The 25,949-nt window shown below is 62.6% G+C and carries 14 protein-coding genes; 7 read left to right on the top strand and 7 right to left on the bottom strand.

The genetic code is table 11. The features are described 5' to 3' along the window. Window positions 1-7 precede the first annotated feature (7 nt). On the bottom strand, window positions 8-1,954 hold the full coding sequence (locus HTY61_RS00215; protein WP_175274895.1) for a long-chain fatty acid--CoA ligase: 1,947 nt from the start codon (window positions 1,952-1,954) through the stop codon (window positions 8-10). Then, window positions 1,951-2,727: an ABC transporter ATP-binding protein gene (locus HTY61_RS00210; RefSeq protein WP_175274894.1), complete on the bottom strand. Its 777-nt coding sequence runs from the start codon at window positions 2,725-2,727 to the stop codon at window positions 1,951-1,953. The genes HTY61_RS00215 and HTY61_RS00210 overlap by 4 nt, the downstream gene beginning before the upstream one ends. A 171-nt stretch (window positions 2,728-2,898) precedes the next feature. Between HTY61_RS00210 and HTY61_RS00205 the strand changes: the two genes are divergently transcribed. Then, entirely contained in the window at window positions 2,899-4,938 is a 2,040-nt protein-coding gene (locus HTY61_RS00205) for a PAS-domain containing protein (RefSeq protein ID WP_175274893.1), read from the top strand. After that, on the top strand, window positions 4,928-5,653 hold the full coding sequence (locus tag HTY61_RS00200; protein ID WP_175274892.1) for a response regulator transcription factor: 726 nt from the start codon (window positions 4,928-4,930) through the stop codon (window positions 5,651-5,653). The genes HTY61_RS00205 and HTY61_RS00200 overlap by 11 nt, the downstream gene beginning before the upstream one ends. Here the strand turns inward: HTY61_RS00200 and HTY61_RS00195 are convergent. Then, entirely contained in the window at window positions 5,640-6,548 is a 909-nt protein-coding gene (locus HTY61_RS00195) for a LysR family transcriptional regulator (RefSeq protein ID WP_175274891.1), read from the bottom strand. The genes HTY61_RS00200 and HTY61_RS00195 overlap by 14 nt on opposite strands. A 109-nt stretch (window positions 6,549-6,657) precedes the next feature. Between HTY61_RS00195 and HTY61_RS00190 the strand changes: the two genes are divergently transcribed. The 5 genes from HTY61_RS00190 to HTY61_RS00170 are packed head-to-tail and all read left to right on the top strand — an operon-like array spanning window position 6,658 to window position 12,053. Continuing rightward, window positions 6,658-8,154: a CoA-acylating methylmalonate-semialdehyde dehydrogenase gene (locus tag HTY61_RS00190; protein ID WP_175274890.1), complete on the top strand. Its 1,497-nt coding sequence runs from the start codon at window positions 6,658-6,660 to the stop codon at window positions 8,152-8,154. 8 nt (window positions 8,155-8,162) lie between these two features. Next, complete coding sequence (locus HTY61_RS00185) at window positions 8,163-9,311, top strand: acyl-CoA dehydrogenase family protein (RefSeq protein ID WP_175274889.1); 1,149 nt, start codon at window positions 8,163-8,165, stop codon at window positions 9,309-9,311. Next, window positions 9,308-10,360 carry an enoyl-CoA hydratase/isomerase family protein gene (locus HTY61_RS00180; protein ID WP_175274888.1) on the top strand — a complete coding sequence of 351 codons (1,053 nt, stop codon included), beginning with the start codon at window positions 9,308-9,310 and terminating at the stop codon, window positions 10,358-10,360. Before HTY61_RS00185 ends, HTY61_RS00180 begins: the two co-directional genes overlap by 4 nt. Further along, on the top strand, window positions 10,338-11,279 hold the full coding sequence (gene mmsB / locus HTY61_RS00175) for a 3-hydroxyisobutyrate dehydrogenase (RefSeq protein ID WP_246272866.1): 942 nt from the start codon (window positions 10,338-10,340) through the stop codon (window positions 11,277-11,279). Before HTY61_RS00180 ends, mmsB begins: the two co-directional genes overlap by 23 nt. A gap of 3 nt (window positions 11,280-11,282) precedes the next feature. Continuing rightward, a complete protein-coding gene (locus tag HTY61_RS00170) occupies window positions 11,283-12,053 on the top strand; it encodes an enoyl-CoA hydratase (RefSeq protein ID WP_175274886.1) in 771 nt (256 codons plus the stop codon). A 12-nt stretch (window positions 12,054-12,065) separates the two neighbouring features. Here HTY61_RS00170 and HTY61_RS00165 read toward each other — a convergent pair whose 3' ends face one another. The 4 genes from HTY61_RS00165 to HTY61_RS00150 form a co-directional block, all read right to left on the bottom strand. Then, window positions 12,066-12,584: a hypothetical protein gene (locus HTY61_RS00165; protein ID WP_175274885.1), complete on the bottom strand. Its 519-nt coding sequence runs from the start codon at window positions 12,582-12,584 to the stop codon at window positions 12,066-12,068. Between the two features lie 153 nt (window positions 12,585-12,737). Beyond that, window positions 12,738-13,877, bottom strand: a complete 1,140-nt coding sequence (locus HTY61_RS00160; protein ID WP_175274884.1) for a type 1 periplasmic-binding domain-containing protein — start codon at window positions 13,875-13,877, stop codon at window positions 12,738-12,740. 100 nt (window positions 13,878-13,977) lie between these two features. Continuing rightward, on the bottom strand, window positions 13,978-14,337 hold the full coding sequence (locus HTY61_RS00155; protein WP_175274883.1) for a hypothetical protein: 360 nt from the start codon (window positions 14,335-14,337) through the stop codon (window positions 13,978-13,980). Between the two features lie 155 nt (window positions 14,338-14,492). Next, on the bottom strand, window positions 14,493-25,817 hold the full coding sequence (locus HTY61_RS00150; RefSeq protein ID WP_175274882.1) for a T1SS-143 repeat domain-containing protein: 11,325 nt from the start codon (window positions 25,815-25,817) through the stop codon (window positions 14,493-14,495). Window positions 25,818-25,949: the final 132 nt, after the last annotated feature.

Here is a 25,949-nt window from a genome sequence, read left to right as displayed (position 1 = left end):
CATTCTCCTATTCGGCTGCCGTCAGCGCCCGCGACTCCGGCACGTCGCCGACCTTGCGCACCGCGATCGTTGTCTGGATTCGCTGTTTGGTTCCGTCCTGGAACGTGATCGTCGTGTCGATGTCGACGTGATCCTGGTCGGAGTAGATCGTGTCGATGATCTCGCCGTACTTCTCGGCGATCACGCCGCGCCGCACCTTGCGGGTGCGCGTCAGTTCCCCGTCGTCGGGATCCAGTTCCTTGTAGAGCAGGACGAACTTGCGGATACGCTGCGCCTCCGGCAGCGTGTCGTTGATCTTTTCCACCTCGCTGTAGATGAGGTCGTAGACCTCCTTGCGCGAGGAAAGATCGGTATAGGTCGTGAAGGAGATGCGGTTCTTCTCCGCCCACTTGGAAACGATCGAGTACCGGACGCAGATCATCGCGGCGAGATAGTCCCGCTTGTTGCCGAGGATGACGGCCTCCGCGATGAATGGCGAGAATTTCAGCTTGTTCTCGATGAATTGCGGCGAGTAGCGCCGGTTGCCGCTCATCTCGGCGAGATCGCTGATGCGGTCGATGACGACGAGGTGGCCGTTCGCGTCGAAATAGCCCGCGTCGCCCGAGTGCATCCAGCCGTCGCGCAGGTCTCCCTTTGTCGCCTCCTCGTTCTTGTAGTAGCCCATGAACATGTTGGCGTGCCGCGTGACGATCTCGCCCACACCCTGCGGGTCCGGCTTGTCCACCCTGATCTCGATTTCCTCGTTGAACGCCACGCCGACAGTGTCGAAATTGACGTCACGGGGCTCATGGATGGTGTAAGCCCCCAGCGTCTCGGTCTGGCCATAGAGCTGGCGCAGCGGAACGCCCATCGCGAGGAAGAACTTGAACGTGTCCGGGCCGAGCGCGGCCCCGCCGGTTGCCGCTGACCGGACCTTGGACAGGCCGATGCGGTCCTTCAGCGCGTTGTAGAGGAAGAAGGTCGCCAGCCGCGAGACGCGCCCCTTCTCGAAGGCGGCAAGTCCGATCTTCATGAAGAAGTCGTAGAGTTTCCGCTTGATCCACGAGGAGTCCATCATGCGCGCGCGCACATCGGCGGCTATCTGCTCCCACACCCGTGGCGCAAGCAGCAGGAAGGTCGGCCCGATCTCGCGCATGTCGGACATCGTTGTTTCCTGGTCCTCGACGAAATTGACCTTCATGCGCGATATGAGCGCGAAGCCGAACACGTAGAGCTGTTCCATGATCCAGGGCAGCTGCAGAACCGATACGTATTCGTCATCCGGTCCTTTCGGATCGACGGAAAGGTAGTTGTGACAGTGATTGATGAGACGCCGGCCGCTGATCATAGCCAGCTTCGGATGCGAAGTCGTCCCTGACGTGGTGCAAAGGATCGCGAGCGCGTCACCGTCCGTTTCGTCCGCCATCCGCTCGTACAAGCGCGGATCGGCAGCATGTAGCTCGTCGCCTCTCTTGCGCAGCTCTTCCAGCGACATGAGCCGCGGATCGTCATATTTGCGCATGCCGCGCGGATCTTCGTAGATGATCCACTCGACGGACGGAATCTCGTCGTCGAGGGTCAGGAACTTGTCGACCTGCTCTTCGTCCTCGGCGAAGACGAAGCGCGATTCGGCATAGTTGACGAGATAGCCGAGTTCGCTCTCCATCAGGTCACGGTAGAGCCCGAGAGATATGCCGCCACAGGCATGGGTGGCGATCTCTGCGGCCACCCAGTCGGGCCTGTTGTCACCAATTATGCCGACGGTGTCGCCTTTCCTGAAACCGAGAGACGTAAGGCCGAGCGCGATGCGTCGGACGTTGTCCTGGTATTGCGACCACGTCTGGCTGACCCAGATGCCGAAAGTCTTTTCGCGAAGCGCAGTTTCGTCCGGGAACTCACGCGCGTTGTGGGCAAGCAGTTTCGGCAAGGTGTCGAGATGCCTGTCGGCCTTTGTAACGCTCCGTCCCGCCATCATGCAGCCTCGCCCAGATCCGCGCCGAGATAGGCCTGCTTCACATGCTCGTTCTCCATGACTTCCTCCGGCAGGCCGTCGACAACCTTCGCGCCGAAGTCGAGCACCATCACGCGATGCGAGATGTCCATGACGACACCCATGTCATGTTCGATCATCACCACCGTCATTCCCCACTCCTCGTTGAGATCGACGATGTAGCGGGCCATGTCCTCCTTCTCTTCCATGTTCATGCCGGCCATCGGTTCGTCGAGGAGAACGAGATGCGGTCGCAAGGCCACCGCGCGTGCCAGCTCCACGCGCTTGCGCAGGCCGTAGGAGAGCGTGCCGGCCACCGCGTTGCGGATATGCTGGATCTCCAGGAAGTCGATGATGTCCTCGACCGCGCGGCGATGTTCGAGTTCCTCCCGCTGGGCGCCACCGATCCAGTAGAGCATCCCTGTGAGGAAGTTGTTCTTCATCAGGTGATGCCGGCCCACCAGGATGTTTTCCAGCACGGTCATGTGATCGAACAGCGCCAGGTTCTGGAAGGTGCGGCCAATCCCGATATCCGGCCTGTGATTGGCCTTCAGGCCCTTCAGGCTGCGCCCCTTGAACCGGATATCGCCCGAATCCGGCATATATCGCCCCGAAATGCAGTTGAGCATCGACGTCTTGCCGGCTCCATTCGGTCCGATGATTGAGAAAAGCTCGGCTTCCTTGACCGAGAAGGACACGTCCTTGAGCGCCTGGATGCCCCCGAAGGACAACGACACGTTCTCCACATCGAGCAACATGTGGAACTTCCTCCCGATTCCTGGCGCCTTGTGCCGGCGCCATCTCCCATCCTCTGCATACGGGTCGATCTTTGCGCGATGATTTCAGGAATGTTGCGAAATGTTTCACGGCGCCGATGGCCGGATGCACGTGCTTGATTCTGTGTCGGGCGCGGGACAGGGTATTGCGCGATGAAACGCACCAGCACCGCAGATCTGCTGAGACCGGAGAATCAGGCGCTTGTCGAAAGCGGCCTGAACCTCATTCAGCAGGGCCTGTCCATTTTCAATGCGGACATGGAACTGGTTCTGTGGAACCGGCGCTTCATCGACATGTTCGAGCTGCCCGAGGAGATCGTCTATCACGGTGCCCCGTTCCGCGAGATCAACCTGTTCCTCGCCAAACGTGGCGAATACGGTCCTGGCGATCCCGAGGAATTGACACGGGTCCGCGTTGAGCGTGCCCGCGCCTTCCAGCCGCATTACTTCGAGCGCACGCGCCCGAACGGCCGGATGATTTCGGTCGAAGGGCATCCGCTTGCCCAGGGCGGCTGGGTGACGGTTTATTCGGACATAACCGAGACACGCCGCCAGGAGGGCATCCTCAAGGCGCGAAGCGACCTGCTTTCCGACCGCCTGCTCCAGCATTCGGGCAAGCTCGCGGAAACGAACCGCCAGCTCGCGGCCGCCAACCGCGCCCTGCAGGAGACCAAGAACGCGCTGGAAGCGTCGGAAGCGCGCATGCGCACCATCACCAGTGCCATGCCCGCTCATATCGCCTATCTCGACCGGAGCTATGTCTACCGCTTTACCAACAACCGCTTTCGCGACGTGATGGGGTTGGACCGCGATGCCTTGATCGGAAAGCCGGTAACGGACTTCTTTCCGCCGAACATTTTTGCCCGGGTAAAGCCCGCAATCGACCGGGCGCTGGCAGGCAGGACCGCGGTCGCCGAATACGAGATCGAGGGTTCCGACGGCGAGGTCCGTTCCATCCGTTCGACCTTCACGCCGGAATTCGACGAGGACGAAAACGTGCCGGGAACCTTCGTCCTCTCGATCGACCGCACGGAGGAGAAGGCCGCGACCGAACTGCTCGTCCGCACCAAGCGGATGGAAACCACCGCGCAGCTGACAAGCGGCCTTGCCCACGATTTCTCGAACATCCTGACGATCGTGCTGGTCAATCTGGCGCGTATCGGCAAGGCGGACATCGACGACACCCGGCGGCAGGAGTTGATCCGCTCGACAGAGCGCGCCGCGCGCCGCGGCACGCGCATAATCGACAATCTCATGACTTTCCTGTTCCGCCAGCGCCTTGATGCGAAAAGCACGAATGTCAGCGCCATCCTGCGCGAACTCGTGCGCCTGTTCCGCGCCTCGACCAGCGACAGCATCGAGGTTGTCCTCGATGTGCCGGACCGGAAGATCGAGGCGTGCCTCGACGAAGGTGCCTTTCAGGATGCCGTTCTCAACATCCTGTTCAACGCGCGCGACGCCGTTGAGAGCGCGCATGGCGGCGGCACGATCACCATTGACCTTGAAGTCCTGGATGCCGCCGACCGTCACATACAGGTAAGGGTGCGCGATACGGGGCCGGGTTTCAGCGATGAAGCACTGCGCCATGGCCACGAGCCGTTCTTCACGACCAAGCCGCAGGGCAAGGGAAGCGGGCTGGGCCTTTCGATGGTGCGCAATTTCGCCGACCGGTCGGGCGGGAAGCTGCTCATCGGCAACGGCAGCGAAGGCGGTGCCGAGGTGCGCTTGCTTGTGCCCGTCGACGGATTTGAGGCGACGCCAGTCGAGGAGAACGGGCCGGCGGCGTCAATGCCGCACGTTCCGCCGGCGGATGGTGTGCTTGTGCTTGTGGTCGATGACGACCCCGAAATGCGCACGCTTCTGCGCGATCATGTGGCAGAACTCGGCTATTCGGTCATGGAAGCGGGTTCCGGCGAAGAGGCGAAAAGGCTGGTCGACCAGGTGCACGATATACGCATGGTGATATCGGACATCGTCATGCCGGGCAAAATGAACGGACTCGAACTCGCCGGTGCATTGCGCGCCGCACATCCGGCGCTGCCGATCCTGCTCGTTTCCGGGCTGCCCCCCGCCGATCCCGCCGTGAAGGCCGCCAAGGACACCTTTCCGGTCCTCCGAAAGCCGTTTACGCGCAAGGCATTCGCCAATTTCGTCGCGGGATTGAGACAAGAGGACTCATCGAATGTCACGTGAACAGCCCCTTGTCGCCATAATCGAGGACGACGCCGAAATCGGTGAGATTCTGATCGCCATCCTGTCCGACTCCGGTTTCCGCACCCGGCATTTCTTCTCCGCTGCCGAATTCGAGGCGTCGCTCGCCGAGACCAGGCCGGAGATCTGCCTTGTCGATCTCGGCCTTCCGGGGGAAAATGGTCTCGATCTCGTGAAAAGGCTCGATTCCTGCCCCGAGATTGGCACGATCATCATTTCCGGCCGGCGCGGCCTGACCGACAAGATCGTTGGCCTCGAGATGGGTGCTGACGACTATATCGCCAAGCCCTTCGAGCCGGCAGAGATCGTGGCCCGCATTCGCTCCGTCTTGCGCCGCGCACGCCGCAACGCGCCGACAGCCACCCAGACGAACGACAAGACGAAAGCACGTTTCGATGGCTGGACAGTCGACCTCTCAAGCTACACGCTTCAGGCTGCGGACAACCGCACCATCCCGCTTAGCCAGGCCGAAATGGATGTCCTGAAAGTGTTTCTCAGCGCACCAAACCGACTGTTCACGCGCGCCCAGATCATGGACAGGATAGCGACCGATCCGGACGGGCATTTCGATCGCTCGATCGACGTGCGTATCTCGCGCCTGCGCACCAAATTCGGAGAAGATCCGCAAAATCCCAAGATCATCAAGACCGTCTATGGTGCCGGATACATATTCGTCGCCAACGTCAAATGGACGTAACCGCCTGTCCCGGTCTGTTTCGCAGCCGCTTGCGCATGTGTTCGACGATCTCGTTGACGCAGACCCTGATACGCTCCACTTCCGCATAATCCTCGTGCACGACCGACCAGAAGGTTCGGGTGAACGATATTTCCTCCGGCAATACCCGAACGAGATCCGGATGCCGTTCCGCCATGAAGTCGTGCACGATGGCGACGCCCGCCCCGTTCAGCACCGCTTCGAGTTGCACATGCACCGACGTGCTCGTCAGATGCGGCCGGAAGCCAGGATCGATCAACGGAATGTAGTCCAACTCCTTGTCGAAAATCATGTCCGGCACGTACCCGATTCCCCGCAGCCGTCGCAGGTCGGAAAGCTGCCGCACGGTTGGGTGCCCGGCTAGATAGCTTTTCGCCCCGTATAGATGCAGGTCATAGTCGGCTATCTTCTGTATCTTTACCCTTCCCGATTGCGGTCGCGACACGGAGATCGCGAAGTCGGCCTCACGCTTGGCCAGGGAAAAGCGCTGCGGCAACGCGATCATCTGGATTTCAAGCTTTGGATAGCGTTCGCAAAGCGCTTGTGCCGCTTCTACGACAATATAGGCCGCAACACCCTCCGGCACCCCGATCCGCACTGGTCCGGAAAGGCTTTCGCGCCCGCTTCCCGAAAACGCCCCTTCGGCCTGCACGGCCGCGCTTTCCATCCGCTCGGCCATGCCGACCAGCGCTTCGCCGTCACGCGTCAGCGAGTATCCACCGGGGCTGCGATGAAACAACTTGATGCCCAGCGCTTCCTCCAGCGCCTTGATGCGCCGCGATACCGTGGCATGGTCGACGCCCAGCTGCTGGCCCGCCCTGCTCAGGCTGCCACTACGCGCGACCGCCAGAAAATAGCGATAGTCGTCCCAATTCATGTCACGGTCATCACATCATTGTGCATTTTCGCACAACGGATAGCCCATTTAAGCCAATTTACGCCACCCCGTCCGGGGCGTTATCGTGCGGCGAACTCAGGAGGAAATCATGCATACCTACGGTCATTTCATCGGCGGCAAGACCGTCGCCGGAACCAGCGGCCGCGAGGCCGACGTATTCCTTCCCATGACAGGCGCTATCCAGGCTAGGGTTTCGCTTGCCGGCAAGGACGAGGTCGCAGCGGCGATCGAGAACGCCAAGGCTGCCCAGCCGGCCTGGGCCGCGGTCAATCCGCAGCGGCGCGCCCGCGTACTGATGAAGTTCCTCGAACTTGTCCACCGCGAGTATGACTCGCTGGCCGAACTGCTGGCGAAGGAGCACGGCAAGACGATTCCCGACGCCAAGGGAGATATCCAGCGCGGCCTCGAGGTCGTGGAATTCGCGCTTGGCATTCCGCATCTTCTGAAGGGGGAATTCACCGAGGGTGCCGGCCCGGGCATCGATCTGCACTCGGTCCGCCAGCCTCTCGGAGTCGTCGCCGGCATCACCCCGTTCAACTTCCCGGCAATGATCCCGCTCTGGAAGGCCGCCCCGGCAATCGCCTGCGGCAACGCATTCATCCTGAAACCTTCCGAGCGAGACCCCGGCGTACCGATGCGCCTCGCCGAACTCTTTATCGAAGCCGGCCTTCCGGAAGGCATTTTCAATGTCGTCAACGGCGACAAGGAAGCGGTCGACGCGATCCTCGATCATCCGGACATTCAGGCCATCGGCTTTGTCGGATCCACCCCGATTGCGGAATACATCTATGGACGCGGCTGCTCCAACGGCAAGCGCGTGCAGTGCTTCGGCGGAGCCAAGAACCACATGATCATCATGCCCGATGCCGACATGGATCAGGCAGTCGATGCACTGATCGGCGCCGGCTACGGTTCTGCGGGCGAACGCTGCATGGCGATATCGGTCGCCGTTCCGGTCGGCGAGAAAACCGCGGACAAGCTGATGGAAAAGCTGATTCCGCGCGTCGAAAGCCTGAAGGTTGGACCGTCCACCGATCCGACAGCCGATTACGGCCCGCTTGTCACGAAACAGGCCATGGAACGGGTTCGTTCCTACATCGATCTCGGCATCGAGGAGGGCGCCACGCTCGCTGTCGACGGCCGCGACTTCAAGCTGCAGGGCTACGAGGACGGCTTCTATGTCGGCGGGTGCCTGTTCGACCACGTCACGAAGGACATGCGCATCTACAAGGAGGAGATCTTCGGTCCGGTCCTCTCGGTCGTGCGCGCGAAAGACTATGAGGAAGCCCTCGATCTGCCGACCAGCCACGAATACGGCAACGGCGTCGCCATCTTCACCCGCGACGGCGACACGGCCCGTGACTTCGCCTCGCGCGTCCAGGTCGGCATGGTCGGCGTGAATGTGCCGATCCCGGTCCCGCTCGCCTACTACACTTTCGGTGGCTGGAAACGGTCGGCCTTCGGCGATCTCAACCAGCATGGCCCGGATTCGGTCCGCTTCTATACCAAGACGAAGACGATCACCTCGCGCTGGCCCTCTGGCATCCGGCAAGGTGCCGATTTCGTAATCCCCACGATGGACTAGGAGACGTCATGGATTTCGCGCTGAAGGAGGAGCAGGGCGCCATCTTCGACATGGCCCGGGCGTTCGCGGAAGAGCATATCGCGCCCGGTGCCGCCGAATGGGACGAGACCGGAACCCTGCCGGTCGACGTCATCCGCAAGACGGCAGAGCTCGGCATGGCCGGCATCTATGTCGGCGAGGAGCATGGCGGCTCCGCGCTGACTCGACTGGATGCCACGTTGATCTTCGAGGCATTGTCCTACGGCTGCCCCGCGGTCGCCGCCTTCCTGTCCATCCACAACATGGTTGCCTGGATGGTGGACAGTTTCGGTTCCGCCGAGATGCGGGCCCGCTGGGTTCCGAAACTGACCTCGATGGAGACGATCGCCTCCTACTGCCTCACCGAACCCGGTTCGGGGTCCGATGCCGCCGCCCTGCGCACCACCGCGGCGAAAACGGAATCCGGCTACGTCCTCAACGGATCGAAGGCCTTCATATCCGGAGGTGGCGTTTCCGACCTCTACCTCGTCATGGTGCGCACCGGCGGTGAAGGGCCGAGGGGAATTTCCACGGTCCTGGTCGAGAACGGCACACCGGGCCTTTCATTCGGCGCGAACGAGAAGAAGATGGGCTGGAAGGCGCAGCCGACTTCCATCGTCCAGTTCGACGATTGCGCCGTTCCGGCCGATAATCTCGTCGGCGAAGAGGGCAAGGGCTTTGCCTACGCCATGATGGGCCTTGACGGCGGCCGCCTGAACATCGCCGCCTGCTCGCTCGGAGCCGCGCAATGCGCACTCGACAAGGCGGCGCGCTACATGCACGAGCGCAGGGCCTTCGGCCGCACGCTTGCCGATTTCCAGGCGCTGCAGTTCAAGCTTGCCGACATGGAAACGGAACTGCAGGCAGCGCGCACGTTTTTGCGCCAGGCCGCCTGGAAGCTCGACAACAAGGCGCCGGATGCCACCCGGTTCTGCGCCATGGCCAAGCGCTTCGTCACGGACACCGGTTTCCGTGTCGCGAACGAGGCGCTCCAGATCCACGGCGGCTACGGCTACCTTGCCGATTACGGCATCGAGAAGATCGTGCGGGATTTGCGGGTCCACCAGATCCTCGAGGGATCCAACGAGATCATGCGCGTCATCATCGCGCGCCAGCTGCTCGAGGAGGCAAAGGGATGATCGAAGGCGATCTTCTCGTTTGGCGCGACGGTGCCGCCGGCCGGCTGCGCCTCAACCGCCCCCGCGCGCTCAACGCCCTGACCCACGACATGGCGTTGGGCATAGAGAAGGCACTGCTCGAATGGCGCGACGACGACGCCGTGAAGCTCGTCGTCATCGATGCCGCGGGCGACAGGGCCTTCTGCGCCGGCGGCGACATCCAGCAGATCCACGCCCTCGGCAAGGCCGGCGACTATGAGCCCGCACGCCGCTTCTGGGCCGAGGAGTACCGGATGAATGCCGGAATAGCGAACTACCCCAAGCCCTATGTTGCCCTCATGGACGGCATCACCATGGGCGGCGGGGTCGGCGTTTCCGCGCACGGCTCGCACCGGGTTGTCACGGAACGCACGGTTCTGGCGATGCCGGAGGTCGGCATCGGCTTCCTGCCCGATGTCGGCGGCACCTGGCTCCTTTCCCGCGCGCCGGGCCGGATCGGCTACTATCTCGGCATGACCGGCACCCGCATGGACGCCGCCGACGCGATATATGCGGGCTTCGCCGACAGCTATATCGAGAGCGGCAGGCTGGAAGCCTTCGCCGCAAGACTGGCCGAAACCGGGGAGGCGGACGCCGCCGTCGCGGAATTTGCCACGAAACCGCCCGCAAGTGCGCTTGCCGCCGCCCGCGCCGAGATCGACGATGCCTTCGGCCAGCCCGATCCGCGCGCAATTGCCGGACGGCTGCAAGTGATGGCCGGGGAAGGCAGCGATTGGGCGGCCTCGACGCTGAAGGCGCTGCGCCGCGCCGCGCCGCTTTCGGTCGCTTCCACCTTCGAGGCCCTGCGTCGGGCCGAGGGCTTCTCGTCGGTCGAGGAGTGTCTCGCGCTGGAATATCGGTTCTCGCACCGCGTACTCGGGGGTCACGATTTCCTCGAGGGTGTGCGCGCAGCAGTCATAGACAAGGACCGCAACCCGCAATGGCAGCCCGACCGGCTTGAGGATGTCACGCCGGAAATGGTGGAATCGATGCTCGGCCCGCTCGGCGATGCGGAATGGGCGGCGCGATAGGAAACACACGGAAGAAAAGGGGAGGAAAATGGCGAAGATCGGATTCATCGGCCTTGGAAACATGGGCGCGCCGATGGCGCTCAACCTGAAGAAGGCCGGCCATGACGTCAGCGGGTTCGACGCCGTCGAGGCAGCGCGCAAGACGGCCGCCGGCCAGGGCATTTCCATTGCCGGCAGCAACGCCGAGGCGGCAACCGGGGCCGACATCGTCATCCTCATGCTGCCGAACGGGGAAATATCGAGGGCTGTGGCCGCCGAGGTCGTCCCTTCCATGGACGAGGGCAGCCTGCTGATCGACTGCTCGACCATCGACGTTGCCTCCGCCCGCGCGGTGCATGACCTTGCCGGCAAGGCGGGCATCCTGTGCCTTGACGCACCGGTCTCCGGCGGTGTCGGCGGAGCGGCGGCGGGCACGCTGACCTTCATGGTCGGCGGCAGCGCCGAAGCCTTCGAGAAGGGCAGTCCCCTTTTCGAGGTCATGGGACAGAAGGCCGTTCATTGCGGCGACGGTGGCGCCGGCCAGTCGGCCAAGATCTGCAACAACATGCTGCTGGGCATTTCGATGATCGGCGCCTGCGAGGCCTTCTCTCTGGCAGAGAAGCTCGGACTGTCGCAGCAGGCGCTGTTCGACGTGGTTTCCACCTCGTCCGGTTCCTGCTGGTCCGTAAACGCCTATTGCCCGGTTCCCGGCGTCGGTCCGCAGAGTCCCGCGGACAATGGCTACAAGCCGGGCTTCGCCGCAGCGCTGATGCTCAAGGACCTCTTGCTGTCGCAGCAGGCCGCCGGTGAAAGCGGTGCGTCGACGCCGCTCGGGCAGCATGCATCGCAATTGTATCAGGCCATGGTCGACGCAGGGAACGGCGGCACGGATTTCTCCGGCATGATCGAATTCCTCAAGTCCGGCGCAGTGAAAGGATAAACGATGAGCGACACCGTCCTGCTGGAAAGGCGCGACCGCGTTGCGCTGCTGACGCTGAACCGTCCCGAAGCGCTCAACGCCCTGAACACGGAGCTTCTGACAACGCTGTCCGCCCATGTCGCGGAACTCGCAGAGGACCAAGAGATAGGCTGCATTGTCATCACCGGCTCGCAGAAGGCCTTCGCCGCGGGCGCCGACATCAAGGAGATGCGCGACAAGGGCTACATAGAGATGCTGATGAGCGACTTCTTCGGTCGCTACGGTGCGATTTCCGCATGCCGCACGCCGATACTCGCCGCCGTCTCCGGCTACGCGCTGGGAGGAGGCTGCGAACTGGCCATGATGTGCGACGCCATCTATGCATCGGACACGGCGAAGTTCGGCCAGCCCGAGATCCGGCTCGGTGTCATTCCCGGCATGGGCGGCTCGCAGCGGCTGACACGTGCGGTCGGCAAGGCCAAGGCGATGGACATGATCCTGACCGGCCGGATGATGGATGCCGAAGAGGCCGAGCGTTGCGAGCTGGTCGCCCGCATCTTCCCCGCCGACACGCTGCTCGACGAGGTGATGAAGATCGCCGAAACGATCGCGGGCTATTCGCGCCCCTCCGTCTTCGCCGCCAAGGAAGCGGTCAACCGCTCCTTCGAGGTTTCCCTGTCGGAGGGCCTGCATTACGAGCACCGGGTTTTCTACCCCCTCTTCGCGACCGAAGACCAGAAGGAGGGCATGACCGCCTTCGTGGAGAAGCGGAAGCCCGACTTCAGGCACCGCTGAGGCCCGGCGGCTTCACCGAAGCGAGCGTACGCGTCCGTAGCTGTTTCCGCTCAGAACGAAGCGGGAGGATTCGGGCACGCTCGCGGTCAGCGTCCTGCCGTCGCTGCAGGAGAGCCGTGGCCATTCCGTCACGCGGCAGGTTTCCCACGTGCAGAAGCTGCCGAGGCAGTTCCCGGACCTTATCCGGTATCCTCCGGCACGCATCCGGCTGACGGTCGACCCGTCCTCGCTCTGCCATATCCAGAAGGAATGCCGCATGGCGAGCGTGGACGGCACCAGTTCGCAACCGATGACGCGCGTGTCGAGAATGCGTGATGCGCAGTCGGCCATCGCATCCGCATAGGGGACGGACACCAGCAGATCGGTCAGGGAAGCGCGCACCATCGGCATATTTTCGAGAAGCCGGCCCGACGCGGCTTTCGCCGTGCCGGCTGACGGTATCGCTGCGGCAACAACTCCGGCGACAAGGACATGGCGCAAGGCCGCGCTTGCCCGCGTCCACCCGACGGAATCCGGGTTTGTCTGCTTCAATTCACCCCCCTGCACCGGCACCGGCAATCCAATCGCCGCAACCGCTATGTCCCCTGGCGCATTGCGCGCGCATTCCCGAACGTAATCAGATCACACAATGCGCGAAATGCAAAGTTCCCGGGGCGCCCTCCCGGCACCTCGTTCCGGACCGGGCTAGAATCCTTCTGCAGGTCCCTGCAAGGGCTTCAGCTTCCCGTTGTCGATCACCTTGACCGCATAGAGTCGCTCCACCCGTCCGTCGGTGCGGAAACGGAACGCGCCGGTCGCGCCGCGGAAGCCGGCATCATTCGTGAGCGTCGCCCGGTTGAGCGCTTCGGCACCGCGCGAACGCACGATTCCCGCCGCCACCGCGACGAAGTCGTAGGCATAGAGCGCGTCCGCTGTCGGCGCCGTGCCGAACCGCGCCTTGTAGCGGCCGGCGACGAGGTCGCGGCCGCCGCTGTCGGGCACCGGCATGAGCGCTCCGTTGAGCGACTCCGCCGACACCAGCGTGCCGGTCCAGTCCATGTTGCCCACGATCGCGGGACGCATTCCAGGCGCCAGCGGAAGGGCCTTGACGATCTGCGCGATCTTGGCCTCGTTTCCTGCGAAAGCGATCACTGCGGCCTTGGAGAGATGCGGGCGCGCACGCTCGGCGATCTGCGCGGAAGTCTGCGATGCGCGATAGGAAATCGTGTGCACCGTGGCAAGGCGGCCGAGGCGTTGCGCCAGCGCCTGTGCGACCGAGCCGGGCCATTCGCCCGGCACGAAAAGCACCACCTCGCCCTGCCTGGCCGCCAGCGCCGTGCGCACGCCATAGACCAGACTGTCGGATGCCGACGGCAGGAAGGCAAGCGTGCCGCCGGGCCGCGCCATCTCGTTGGTGGCGAATGCCAGCGGCAGCGTGCCCTGCGGAGCGAAGGCGCCGAGCAGCGAAGGGTCTGCCGCCACGGCCGCGAATGGCGTGCCGGCCTCGGCGATCGCCTGCGCCGCGCCCTTCACCCGTCCGGCCTCGCCCGCCGTGTCGTAGATTGCCAGCGACAGCTTCCCCGCGCCGAGATCGGCCAGTGCCAGTTCGGCGCCCTGCCGGATTTCCTTTCCGATACCGGCCTGCCCGCCGGAAAGCGGCGCGGCAAGCGCAATCTGCACGTCGCCCTCGCCGATGATCTCGGGTGTTACCGCCACGGCCATGGCCTTCGCCGCCCCCTCGATGTCGAGCACGTCGGACGTGCCGGCCGACTGGCAGGCGGAAAGCGCGGCCAGGAAAAGGATTGTCAGGGCGGTGGCGAACTGTCTCAAGGTGATGGCGGGCATGTATCGCTTCATGTCGGTTGCAGCCGGCTCGCCGGCCCGGGTCGATACCGGCTCGCGGCGGCCCCGCCGGTCGCCGCGCGGTATAGCATGTGCAGGACGGTCAGTACATGTACTGGTGCATGCGCTCGTAGAAGCACTCGCACTTGTTGATCGTGTCCTCGTCTCGCACGTCGTATTTCATGTAGCCATAGGCCTTGCCGCAGGCGACCTTGGCTTCCGACGCCCAGGTGAAGGCCTGGCGGCGTGAATCGACCCATGCCGAGGCATCATCGGCGACGTTGACGGCCTCTTCCATCATCCGGCCGATCTCGGCGTAGAGATCGTTGTCATTCTGGATCGCGAGGATCGACGATGGCTGTACGACGGCGCAATGGGCCGTTGCCCCTCCTGCGAGATCCGCCGCGTGCACCGGCGCCGCGATGGCCAGTGCGCAGGCCAGAATGCCGAGCTTCGTCTTCATGATGTTCCTCCCCCGGGAGCCAGATAATCCGAAATCGAACGAAAGGGCCCGAAAACCGGACCCTCGCGAATTGTTGCAACCTTACCAAGGGCAAGGCCGGCGCGCCACAGGAAAAGACAAAGTATTTCTTCCTGTGGCGCCCCGGTAACGCTTCGTCAGATGATGGGCGCCGGTGCGGCGTCGTCATCGTCGTTGAACAGGATCGTCACTTCGCTCGGCGTATTCGAGACATTGGCGACCGTAACCCAGTCACTGCCGGCACCGTCGGCATTGACCTGGAGGTCACCGGCCGTGCCCGTGACCGAGCCATCGGCATCGTAACGGACATACTGATTGAGATCGGCTTCGTCGATATCCGGCAACAGCGCCGACAGGTCGACGACGTCGCCTTCTGCCTTGTTGTAGTCAAGGATCATGTCCTCGATCGCCACATCAAGTGCATCTCCGCTGACGATGAACAGGTCGGCGCCGTCGTTACCGGTCATTTCGTCCGAACCGGCGCCGCCGACAAGCACGTCGTCGCCGTCACCGCCGATGAGCGTGTCGTCACCGGCACCGCCGACGAGGATTTCGCCGAGATCAGTTTCGGCCTCGATCAGGCTGCCTTCGACGCCATGGATTTCCACCGTCGCTGCGGCGCTTGTCGAGACGCCGTCCGTGACCGTGTAGTCCACCGAGCCGTCGATCCCGCCAGGTGTCGTCACCTTCACGTTATCGAAGGTCGCGTAAGCGTACTCGTCGCCACCGTTCACATTGGTATCGAACTCATTGATGTAGGCACCGAGAACGATCTCGTGGTTACCGGCGGACAGGTTCACATCAATAGAGTACTGGCCATTGGTGCTTGCGCCGCTATTGCCGTTCGAACCATCGAGCTGAGCGACCGTATACTCCGTCCCACCGATAGAGAACAGAACCCGAGCAAACTCACCATTATCGGTGCCGCCACTCAGGAATAGATCGTAATCGAAAGATATCGTCACGATTGCCGGAGTGGCCAGATTGAAGACACGCGACCATCCGCCGTCCCGGTCAGAATATTCGTTTCGGCTCCAGTAATTGATGATATCCCCGACTTCGACAACAAGTTCCTTACCGGAACGATATCCGTCTGCGAAACTTGTATCGTTCAAACCGCCGAACTCGCCATCATTGTAGCCGAATCCGTCGGTGCTGTTCCGGAAATCCGCATCCAGGATCGTCACCGGAACCGGATCCGTCGGATCGAAGACCACGCTACCGACGGAGGCCGTCCCGTTGACCGGGTTGGAGACGCCGGCAATTCCGAGGATGTCGCCTTCGGCATCCGTGTCGTTCCACGTCAGCGCATGGGTCGGGATTTCGATCGGCGAACCGTCGACGATATTGGTACGAACGATGTCGTTGACCGCGACCGGCGTTTCGTTGTTCTCGATATTGATCGTCAACGTTGCCGAGTCGGTGTCTCCGGTGCTGTCCTCGATCACGTAGGTGAAGATCTCGGACTGGTAGCCATCGACGTTCGGAGCGACATAATCGTAGTCTCCCGCCGACGCGCTACCATCATCGCTGAAGTGGAATGTCAGCTTGCCGCCCAGGCCGGTGGTCACCACGAGGGTGCCGTCGCCAGCGTCGGTTCCCGGCGCGCCACCTGGAATGGTGATGTTAACGCCGTCGAACTCGTAGGTATGGCCGTCGACGGTGATCGACACGATACCGCCAGCGCCGTCGCCGCCGAAGTCGTCGACTCCGCTGCCGTTGTCATCGGCCAGGACGTTGCCCGAAACCGTGTTCGGGGTTGCTGACGTTCCGCCGGAACCGATGGTCAGGGCTTCGAAGCCGTTCTGGCCCTGCAGGCTGTTCGGCAGCGCGAACACAACACCCGTCGATGCACCGGTCGCGGTGTCGATCTGGTGCATTTCGCCGCTGACCCGTTCAAGCGCCCACAGATTGCCGTTTTCATCGAACGAGAGCCCTTCCGGCACTTCGCTCGCACCCAGACCGGTGGCACCGATCAGGCTCGTGGTGCCATTGTCGAGGTCGACCGAGTACAGGTTGATGCTGTTCCCGTTCTTGGCAAGCGCAAAGGCATCGCCCGCAGCGTTGATTGCAAAGCCGAGGACATCCTGACCGATATTGTTGTCCAGGGATGTCTGCGTTGCGCCCGTCGGCGACTCGACGCCTCCGGAAATATTGATCCGGTACAGATCGTCGTTCGACACCCAGTAGAGCGTGCCGTCGGGATGGAAGTGCATGCCCTGCACGTTCTCGGAGCCACCCTCCATATTGCCGTCGAGAATGGTAACCGCACCGGTGACCGGGTTGATCGCCAGCAGGTCCGGACCTTTGCTGCCGACATTATTGGCAACGGCATAGATCACGCCGCCGCCCGGCGAGATCGCCATGGCTTCGACATTGAAATTGTCATCGCCGTCAGCGCTCAAATCGGCAACTTCAGTGGTTTCGCCCGTGCCCAGGTCGATCTTGTAGAGAACCGCCGGGTTGGTTTCGCCGATCGAATAGGCAAGACCTGCTCCCGGTCCGCTCTCGTCCACGGAGACGACATTGTCCTCCGCGACCGGTACCGGTTTCTCCTTCACCGTGATCGTCAGGTTGGCGCCGGACTGGTCGCCGTCATTGTCAACAAGTACATAGGAGATGTTCTCCGTACCTACCGTTGTCGAGCCGTTGACCGTGAACTCCCAGTCACCGGTCGCAAAGTTGAACTCCAGCGATCCGCCGAGCGGCGTGTCCGCCGTCAGCACCGACCCCGCTTCCGTGGCAAGGCCACCGTCATTGATGATCTCGTCGGCATCGGCGTCATAGGTGAACGTCACGCCGTCGATTGTGATCGACAGGACATGGCCGCCATCGGCGCCAATTCCGTCATTCGCGAGAACATTGCCGTCGATCGGCTGCGCGCCCGCCAAGGTCAGCAACTCCTCAACGAGATCATCGAACTCGGTGACGAGGATGACGGTGTTGTCGCCGTCCGCCTCGTCGACATCCTCAAGGCGATCCTCATCGATGCCGTTGCCGATGCCGATCGTCTGAACGTCGATGCCGTTGTCGGTAACGAAATCATTCCAGTCGTCGCGGATATCGTCTGCGAGCGAATGCCCGCCGGTACCCGTCTGCTGGTTCGGATTGCCGTCGCTGAGGAAGAACACACGGTTCTCGGAACCGGAATCCGGTTCAAAGGCGTCCATCGTCTTTTCGATCGCCGCGGTAAAGTCGGTTTGACCACTGTAGGGACGGTCTCCACCATTGGCTTCATCCCAGGCATCGAGCTGCGCCTCCACCGACGCGTAGTCCGTGAAGACTGCCGTCGACAGGGCCGTACTGGAGAACGCGATGAACTGCATCTTCACTTCACCGGCGGTGTTGTTGAAGAATGCCTGGGCGGCAGACTTCACGGCGGAAAGCACGGTGGCCAATTCGCCATTGCTGATACTGCCGCTGAAATCCAGCACGAACGCGATGTTGAAGTCCTTGCTTGGCAGCTCGATTTCCGCCGAATCATCGTTCGCAACCGGCATGTCGTCCCACACCGTCACGTCGAACGAACCGGTTGCGGTGTCGCCATTATACGCGTCGGTGACCTTGAACTCGACGCCGCTCAGGAGATCGGAATCCTCCTCGCTGTTGAGCGGATGCTTGACCGGCTGATGCAGCGTGACCTTGTACTGGAACGTCACCTCGGTGCCGGAAAGCGTTCCGGTCGGCAGCATTTCGATCGTGACGATCGGATCGGCGACGCCGGTCGCGGTTCCGACAAGCTTGCCGCCGACGAGATCGAAGGTGACGTCGTTACCATTCAGCGCAACCAGCTGACCGTCGAGCGACGCGCTGTCGAGCAGTTCGATGCCGCCGCCGGAGGCGTAGCCTGTCGGAAGCTCGGCAGCCGCCTTGAAGTCGACGACGATGTTGCCGGTGTCGGTTGCGCTCTCGGTGCTGTCGAACTCGTCGGTCCGCAGCGGCGAACCGTCAACGACCGCCCCGGCAAGACCGTCCTCGTCGACCACGGTGTTTTCCGCGCTCTTGATTTCCGGCTCCTTGTTCGGGTCGATCACGTTCAGCGTGACGGTTGCCTCGTCGGCGTCGCCGTCGCCATCCACGATGGTGTAGGTGAAGTTCGCCGCGCCACTAAAGCCGTCAGCCGGCGTGAAGGTGAATGTGCCATCACCGTTGTAGACGACCGTGCCGCCCGTGCCGTTGGTCACCGTCACCTCGTTTGCCGTATCGACACCATCGGCACCGAACACATCATTATCGAGCAGGCCGGTCAAAACGGTCGGTCCCGTGATGGAATCAGGAACTGCGTCGTCAGCCGCCGTCGGCCCGTCATCCAGGATGTTGATGACCAGCGTATCGTTGACCGGGTCGCCATCGCTATCGGTCACGACCACGTCGAAGTCGTCATGAACCCCTTCCGGCGTTCCAGTGGACGAACCGTTCGGGTGATCGGTTGTATTGCCGTTAAGCGTATAGACCCAGCTGTAGCCTGTCCCCGGCGTGCCGGTGACCACCAGGTCGCCATACGCACCGTTGACCGTCCCGCCATTGGTCACGTCCTGGCCGTCGATCACCAGCGTCTGGATAGTGTCGCCGCCGGTCGTGATCGCAAAATTGCCGGAGGTTTCTTCGGCCGTGCTCGAAGGATCGGAGCCGTCCGAAAGGGCTGCCTCGTCCACCGCGGAAGCGGCACCGACATCGATCGTCGGCTCGGAGTCGGCGGCTAGCGTGATCGTTGCCGTTGCCGTGGCCACATCGCCGTCCGCATCAGTCACGGTGTAGTCGAACGTAACCGTGCCTTCCTCACCGTCTACCGGTTCATATGTGAAATTGCCGTCGGCATTGAAGACCAGCTCGCCAGGACCATTCGGATCCGTTGAAGCCACCGAGTTGGCAACCAGCGAAACCGCCTGGACATCCGCCCCGTCAGCACCGAAACGATCCGCGCCGTTACCATTGTCGGCCAGCACGTTACCCGAGATGGAAGCGTTCTCCCCCACTTGGGCAAACGCGTCATCGACCGCTACCGGCGTGTCGTCATCGACATCAACGACAAGCGAACCGGTCGCCGTGTCGCCATCGCCGTCGGTGACGGTGAAGCCGAATTCGAGCGACAGGTTGTCCTCGTAGGCGGTCTCCGTGCCGTCGTTCTGCGAATCCTCGTCGGTGAACGGATGCACCAGTGGCGCGTTCATCTCGATCGTGTAGCTGCCGGAGGCATCCACCGTCGCGGTGAAGACCGTGCCGATGTCATCCGCGGTGCCTGTCAGCGTGCCGCCGCCGGAACCGTCGGGTGTCCAGGACGTCGTGACGGTCCGCATCTGGCCGTCGCCATTTCCGTCGACCCAGATTGCCTGCAGCGCAACCTCGTTGCCGAGTGCATCCCTGGCAATGACTGCCTCATCGAACGCGATGGACTTGAATCCGTCCGCGCCGGCGTTGAACTCGATCATGCCGGCAAGGATATTGCCGGACGCGTCGTCGCCCGGTCCGCCCTCGATGCCGCCTGCCTGGCTCTCGTCGTCGATTCCGCCAAGCACGGCCTTCATGCTGACATTGTCGATCAGCGCGCCCAGTTCGTCCTGCTGGCCGGTCGCCGTGAAGGCGAGGACCGCATCGTCCATCGGGGCAGTGACCTCGACGGTGATCTGGTGCCACACGCCGGAGGCATAGGAGCCGTCATCGGTGTCGAACACCTTTTCGCCGCCGAAGAAGACTTCCATGCCGGCCGAATCCGAGGCGTCGCCGCGCGGCGCGTACCAGAAGGTCAGCTGGTAGGTCTGACCCGCTTCCGTTCCAGCAACCGTCTGCTGGATGGTCGCATTGGTATTTGAAGACGGATTCGCCCCGTTCTGCGGGCTGCCGTTGCCGGACGTGTCGCCGTCGAGCTCGATCAGCGCGTCGCCGTCCTGCGCAACAGTGCCGCCTGCATTGCTGCCCTGCACCTCGAACGGCACGCTCGGCGAGCCGGCATTCCAGCCGGTGATGCCGCCATAGATCTCCCACTGGCCCGGGCCGGTGGAGTGGCCGTCCTCGAAGCTGCCATTGACGATCAGGTCGGGACCGTAAGCGATCGGCGTGACACCGGTGATGACCGGTATGTCATCGGTAACGCTTATTGTAACCAGGCCGTCGAGGGCGACACTGTCGCCATCATGATCCGTGGCCTGCAGCATCGAACCGAAATCGATCTCGATCGAATTCTCGCCGTCGCCCTCGGGGTGATCCAGCTGACTGAACAGTTCGAACTTGTATTCGCCGTTCTCGTCCAGCGTCAGCCGGAACACGGGACGGTCGGTCCCGCTGTCGTAGGATATGTCACCCGACCCGCTTGCGCTGACGAAGGCGGTGATGATCCCGTCGCCGATGTCAAAACTCAGTTCTTCGCCCGCAGACTTCAGTCCGAGACCGGACAGTCCGTTGCGGATCGCGCTGACGGGCTCCTGGAAGCCGAAGACCGGATCTTCATCGGCCCCCGTGGAAACCAGGTGCGAAAGCGACCCGGTTATGTAGGCAGGACCAAAGGGATCGCTCGGCGTGCCAGTCAGCGATCCGTCAATCTCGTCGCCATCATTCGGGCTGGTGCCCGTGGGCCCGCCATAGAACGTGCCATTGATATCGTCTTCGTCGATGATTCGCGATTCGGTTGCGCCTTCAACGATCGCCGGCACATCGTCGGTGACATTGACCTTGACGAGGCCGTCCAGCGAGACGCTGTCGCCGTCATGGTCGGTCGCCTGCAGCACCGCACCGAAGTCGATCGTCAGCGTGTTCTCGCCGTTGCCCGCCTCGTGGTCGATCTGGTCGTACAGCTTGAACGTGTAGGTGCCGTCATCGTTCAGTTCGAACTCGAACACCATCCGGTCGCCGTCCACCTCGTCATAAGTCTGGCCCGGAACGGCTGCGGTTGCGTTGTAGAAGCCGATGATACGGCCGTCCTCGCGAAGGTCGTAGCCGATCTGGTCGCCATGCGACGTCAGCTCAAGGCCTTCCAGGTAGGCCCGCATCTCGGCGGTATCGACGAAGCCGAAGGTCAGTTCCTCGTCGGCGCCCGATGCGACCAGGCTCGCCAGCGTGCCCGTCGAGGTCGCATTGGCCGGTCCGCCCACCTCGGAGCCTTCCGGCCCCGTGAACGAGCCGTCGCCATCGCCGTCCTCGATCTCGGTGCCGAGCGAAGCCGAAGTGTCGATATCGTCCTCGTCCACCGTGATCTCGAGCGCCTCGGCGCCTTCAACGATCACCGGCACGTCGTCGGTGACATTGACCTTGACGAGGCCGTCCAGCGAGACGCTGTCGCCGTCATGGTCGGTCGCCTGCAGCACCGCACCGAAGTCGATCGTCAGCGTGTTCTCGCCGTTGCCCGCCTCGTGGTCGATCTGGTCGTACAGCTTGAACGTGTAGGTGCCGTCATCGTTCAGTTCGAACTCGAACACCATCCGGTCGCCGTCCACCTCGTCATAAGTCTGGCCCGGAACGGCTGCGGTTGCGTTGTAGAAGCCGATGATACGGCCGTCCTCGCGAAGGTCGTAGCCGATCTGGTCGCCATGCGACGTCAGCTCAAGGCCTTCCAGGTAGGCCCGCATCTCGGCGGTATCGACGAAGCCGAAGGTCAGTTCCTCGTCGGCGCCCGATGCGACCAGGCTCGCCAGCGTGCCCGTCGAGGTCGCATTGGCCGGTCCGCCCACCTCGGAGCCTTCCGGCCCCGTGAACGAGCCGTCGCCATCGCCGTCCTCGATCTCGGTGCCGAGCGAAGCCGAAGTGTCGATATCGTCCTCGTCCACCGTGATCTCGAGCGCCTCGGCGCCTTCAACGATCACCGGCACGTCGTCGGTGACATTGACCTTGACGAGGCCGTCCAGCGAGACGCTGTCGCCGTCATGGTCGGTCGCCTGCAGCACCGCACCGAAGTCGATCGTCAGCGTGTTCTCGCCGTTGCCCGCCTCGTGGTCGATCTGGTCGTACAGCTTGAACGTGTAGGTGCCGTCATCGTTCAGTTCGAACTCGAACACCATCCGGTCGCCGTCCACCTCGTCATAAGTCTGGCCCGGAACGGCTGCGGTTGCGTTGTAGAAGCCGATGATACGGCCGTCCTCGCGAAGGTCGTAGCCGATCTGGTCGCCATGCGACGTCAGCTCAAGGCCTTCCAGGTAGGCCCGCATCTCGGCGGTATCGACGAAGCCGAAGGTCAGTTCCTCGTCGGCGCCCGATGCGACCAGGCTCGCCAGCGTGCCCGTCGAGGTCGCATTGGCCGGTCCGCCCACCTCGGAGCCTTCCGGCCCCGTGAACGAGCCGTCGCCATCGCCGTCCTCGATCTCGGTGCCGAGCGAAGCCGAAGTGTCGATATCGTCCTCGTCCACCGTGATCTCGAGCGCCTCGGCGCCTTCAACGATCACCGGCACGTCGTCGGTGACATTGACCTTGACGAGGCCGTCCAGCGAGACGCTGTCGCCGTCATGGTCGGTCGCCGTAACGATGGCGCCGAAATTGATCGAGGTCAGGTCGCCATCGACATGATCGTGAAGGTCGAAATTTTCGCCCTGCGCATCGTCATGGTCGAGTTGGTCGAACAGTTGGAAGTCGAAATCGCCATTTTCCTCGATACGCAGCTCGAACACGATACGGTCATTCGGACCGAAAGGCGAAAGACCACCCGCGTTAACAAAGCCGTAAAGCGTATCGCCCACCACGCGGAAGCTCAGATGCTCGCCCTGCGAACGCAGCCCAAGCTGGTTCAGATAGGTCCTGGCATTGTTCGCGAAACCGAATGACAGCCCCTCGTCGGCACCGCTGCTCACCAATGAAGCCAGCGAACCGAACACATGCGCAGCGCCTTCATTGTTGTTGTCGGGCGAGTCGGTATAGGAGCCGTCGGCCGTGCCGTCATTGGGGCTGGTGCCCGTCGACAGGTTCGTGTCGATATCATCTTCGTCGACCGTCAGGTGGATCGGCTTCGTGTCGGCCAGTTCCGGGACATCGTCTCGAACCCTGATCGTGAACGAGTTGCCAAGCAGCACGGTGTCCCCGTCATGATCGGTTGCCGTGACAAGATAGCCCAGCGGAAGGTTGCTGACGTCGATGAACGGGACACCATCCTGAAGGTCGTAATTCTCGTCCGAAAGCGGATCCCTACCCCGGGAATCGTCGCCGGGGGCATCGTGATCGAGCTGGTCGAACAGGTTGAAGTCGAAGTCGCCGTTCTCGGAGATCTCCAGCGTGAAGACCGGGCGGTCCTGGCCTTCATTGTAGACTTGGCCGATTTCGCCATTTGCATTGGCAAAGGCGTACAGCGTGTTGTCGATCAGGTCATAGCTGAGATCGACACCTTTTGACGACAGGCCGAGCGCCTGCATGAACTGGCGGATTGCCTGTTCCGGAAGAAGTCCGAATGTGAGACTCTCGTCGGCGCCGGATTCGACGGCGCCCGCAAGCGAGCCGGACACGTGCGCCGGGCCGGGCTGGTTGTTGGATGGCGAACCGGTAAACGAGCCGTCGCCATTGCCATCCTGCGGATGGTTGCCGGTCGACAGGCCCGTCTGGATATCGTCTTCATCCGCGGTAAAGCGCAGCCGCTCGCCGGACAGTTCCGGAACGTCGTCGCGCACCTTGATGACGAATGCGCCATCAGGCGCGGAAATGGTGTCGCCATCAAAATCGGAAACACGCAGCATCGACGAAAAGTCGAGCGAAATCAGGTCCTGGATCGGGAAACCGGTCTCGCCCACACCGGGATTGGAATGGTCGAGCTGGTCGTAGAGACGGAACTCGAAGCTGCCGTCGGAATCCAGGTCAAGCTTGAATACGAGCCGGCCGGACACGCCCTCTTCGATCACGGCAACATTCGCGTAGAAATCGTCCTGGCCGCCATCGGCGCCGTCAGGAACATAACCGAACAGCGTGAATGACCCGTCCGGATTCTCCACCAGCTTGTAGTCGAGCAGGTTTTCCTTCTCCGGCGTCGAGCCGTCGTCCTTGGACGTCAGTCCGAGCGCCCGAAGCGCATCGAGGCCCTCTTCCGACATCGAGTACCGGGCACCACCGCCCGAAACGATCGCGCTGATCGACGTGGCTTGGATCTCGTAGGGATAGTCGTCGTAGCCCTCCCCTTTCTGCTCCCGGCCCGGGAATTCGTCGGAGCCGACGCTGAACAGGTCTGCCAGGCTGCCGAAGATGTATGCGGGGCCGTGATCGAAATCGTCCGGATCCTCGGTATAGGAGCCGTCCCGGTGCGCGCCGTCCTGCGGGCTGGTGCCCAGAGAACCTTCCACGTGGAAGTGATAGCCATCACCGTAGAAGTCGGTCTCGTCGTCATCGAGGGTCTGAATGTCATCCTCGTCGACGTAATAGGTTGCCCCCTCTCCGAGAAAGACCGGGATGTCGTCCTGCACGCCGATATTCAGCGTGTCCTGGTCATTGAGGCCGACGCCGTTGGTCGCCTTGATGCCGAAGCCCATCGCAAGGATGTCCTCGAAGGCAAGTTCTGTCCCCGGCGTGGACGGATCATCGGTTTCGGGATGGTCGAGCTGGTCATTGAGCGTGAAGACGTATGAACCGCCCGTCTCGGTCGCGATCAGGTCGAGCGTGAACACCACCCGGCCGCCGGCCATGGCGGTCAGGGTTTCACCGCGCGAGGCGTTGTCGACGATCGTGAAGGTGACCGGTTCCCCCATCGAGGTCAGCCCGGTCGGCAGTTCGGACCTGACGAAGGCGAGCGCATCGACACCCGCCGGACCGCCCGTGCCCCAGTTGCTGACGAGCGTGCCGCTGTGGCTATGCGCACCGCTGGACCCGTCCTCGTTGTTGCCGTCGCTGAGATGGCCGCTTTCGCGCAGCAGGTCGTCCTCCTCGACGAAACCGTCGCCGAAGGCGAGTATGGGCTTCACGTCGGGGCCGAGAAACTCGTTCTCGTATTCCGGGAACTGCAGCGCGGTCGGCGGCAGCAGGTCGAGGATCGGATCGGCATCGCCGATGCCCGGAACCGGGGAACTGAAATTGGCGCCGGAGCTGTCGACGTTGCCGCCGGTCGCGACCAATGTGCCGTTCGGTCCCGCCGCCACGTTGATGTCGTTCGCCTCGAGCGCGGCAATGAGGGCTTCCTGCGGGATCAGGGCGCTGTCGACAAAGAAGGTCGGCACGTTGAGCGCCGCGTTCGGTATGACGATCTCCGAACCGTCCGGCTGTATCAGCACGAGGTCGGCACCGCGCAGCTCGACATTCTCAAGCGAGACGCCGGCGGGAAGCCGGACCTGGTTATCCGCGTCGGGAAGGATCTCGGCCGGGAACTGCCGTGCGACCTGTTCCCCGCCGCCCGTGCCCTCGCCGGCATCGACCGGCTGGATGTCCTCGCCCGGCGCGTCCTCGGCGACCCGGTCGGTCGTCGTGTCCTGCGCGATCAGGATTTCGTCGTCGCGAATGTCGTTTGAACCCGCATTGTCCGTGCCAATGCCTTCGATGGCGCCCATGCCAGGACGAATATCTTCCGCAGCCATTTTCTAGCCCTCCGCTGTTGCCGCAGAAGAGCCGGAACCCGTGACGGATTGCAATATTTTGTTAAGCTTGAAGCATACGTAGATATGCGAATGCGGCAATTATTTCCGATTGGTTAATTGTGACGCATATTA

The organism is Oricola thermophila, assembly GCF_013358405.1.
In the GTDB taxonomy this organism is placed as follows: domain Bacteria; phylum Pseudomonadota; class Alphaproteobacteria; order Rhizobiales; family Rhizobiaceae; genus Oricola; species Oricola thermophila.
This window is presented reverse-complemented; position numbering and strand designations above follow the sequence as displayed.

Excerpts from the sequence above, each read along its gene's own strand:
- HTY61_RS00215 (WP_175274895.1), bottom strand. The coding sequence starts at position 1,954 with ATGATGGCGGGACGGAGCGTTACAAAGGCCGACAGGCATCTCGACACC.
- HTY61_RS00210 (WP_175274894.1), bottom strand. The coding sequence starts at position 2,727 with ATGTTGCTCGATGTGGAGAACGTGTCGTTGTCCTTCGGGGGCATCCAG.
- HTY61_RS00205 (WP_175274893.1), top strand. The coding sequence starts at position 2,899 with ATGAAACGCACCAGCACCGCAGATCTGCTGAGACCGGAGAATCAGGCG.
- HTY61_RS00200 (WP_175274892.1), top strand. The coding sequence starts at position 4,928 with ATGTCACGTGAACAGCCCCTTGTCGCCATAATCGAGGACGACGCCGAA.
- HTY61_RS00195 (WP_175274891.1), bottom strand. The coding sequence starts at position 6,548 with ATGAATTGGGACGACTATCGCTATTTTCTGGCGGTCGCGCGTAGTGGC.
- HTY61_RS00190 (WP_175274890.1), top strand. The coding sequence starts at position 6,658 with ATGCATACCTACGGTCATTTCATCGGCGGCAAGACCGTCGCCGGAACC.
- HTY61_RS00185 (WP_175274889.1), top strand. The coding sequence starts at position 8,163 with ATGGATTTCGCGCTGAAGGAGGAGCAGGGCGCCATCTTCGACATGGCC.
- HTY61_RS00180 (WP_175274888.1), top strand. The coding sequence starts at position 9,308 with ATGATCGAAGGCGATCTTCTCGTTTGGCGCGACGGTGCCGCCGGCCGG.
- mmsB (WP_246272866.1), top strand. The coding sequence starts at position 10,338 with ATGCGGAATGGGCGGCGCGATAGGAAACACACGGAAGAAAAGGGGAGG.
- HTY61_RS00170 (WP_175274886.1), top strand. The coding sequence starts at position 11,283 with ATGAGCGACACCGTCCTGCTGGAAAGGCGCGACCGCGTTGCGCTGCTG.
- HTY61_RS00160 (WP_175274884.1), bottom strand. The coding sequence starts at position 13,877 with ATGCCCGCCATCACCTTGAGACAGTTCGCCACCGCCCTGACAATCCTT.
- HTY61_RS00155 (WP_175274883.1), bottom strand. The coding sequence starts at position 14,337 with ATGAAGACGAAGCTCGGCATTCTGGCCTGCGCACTGGCCATCGCGGCG.
- HTY61_RS00150 (WP_175274882.1), bottom strand. The coding sequence starts at position 25,817 with ATGGCTGCGGAAGATATTCGTCCTGGCATGGGCGCCATCGAAGGCATT.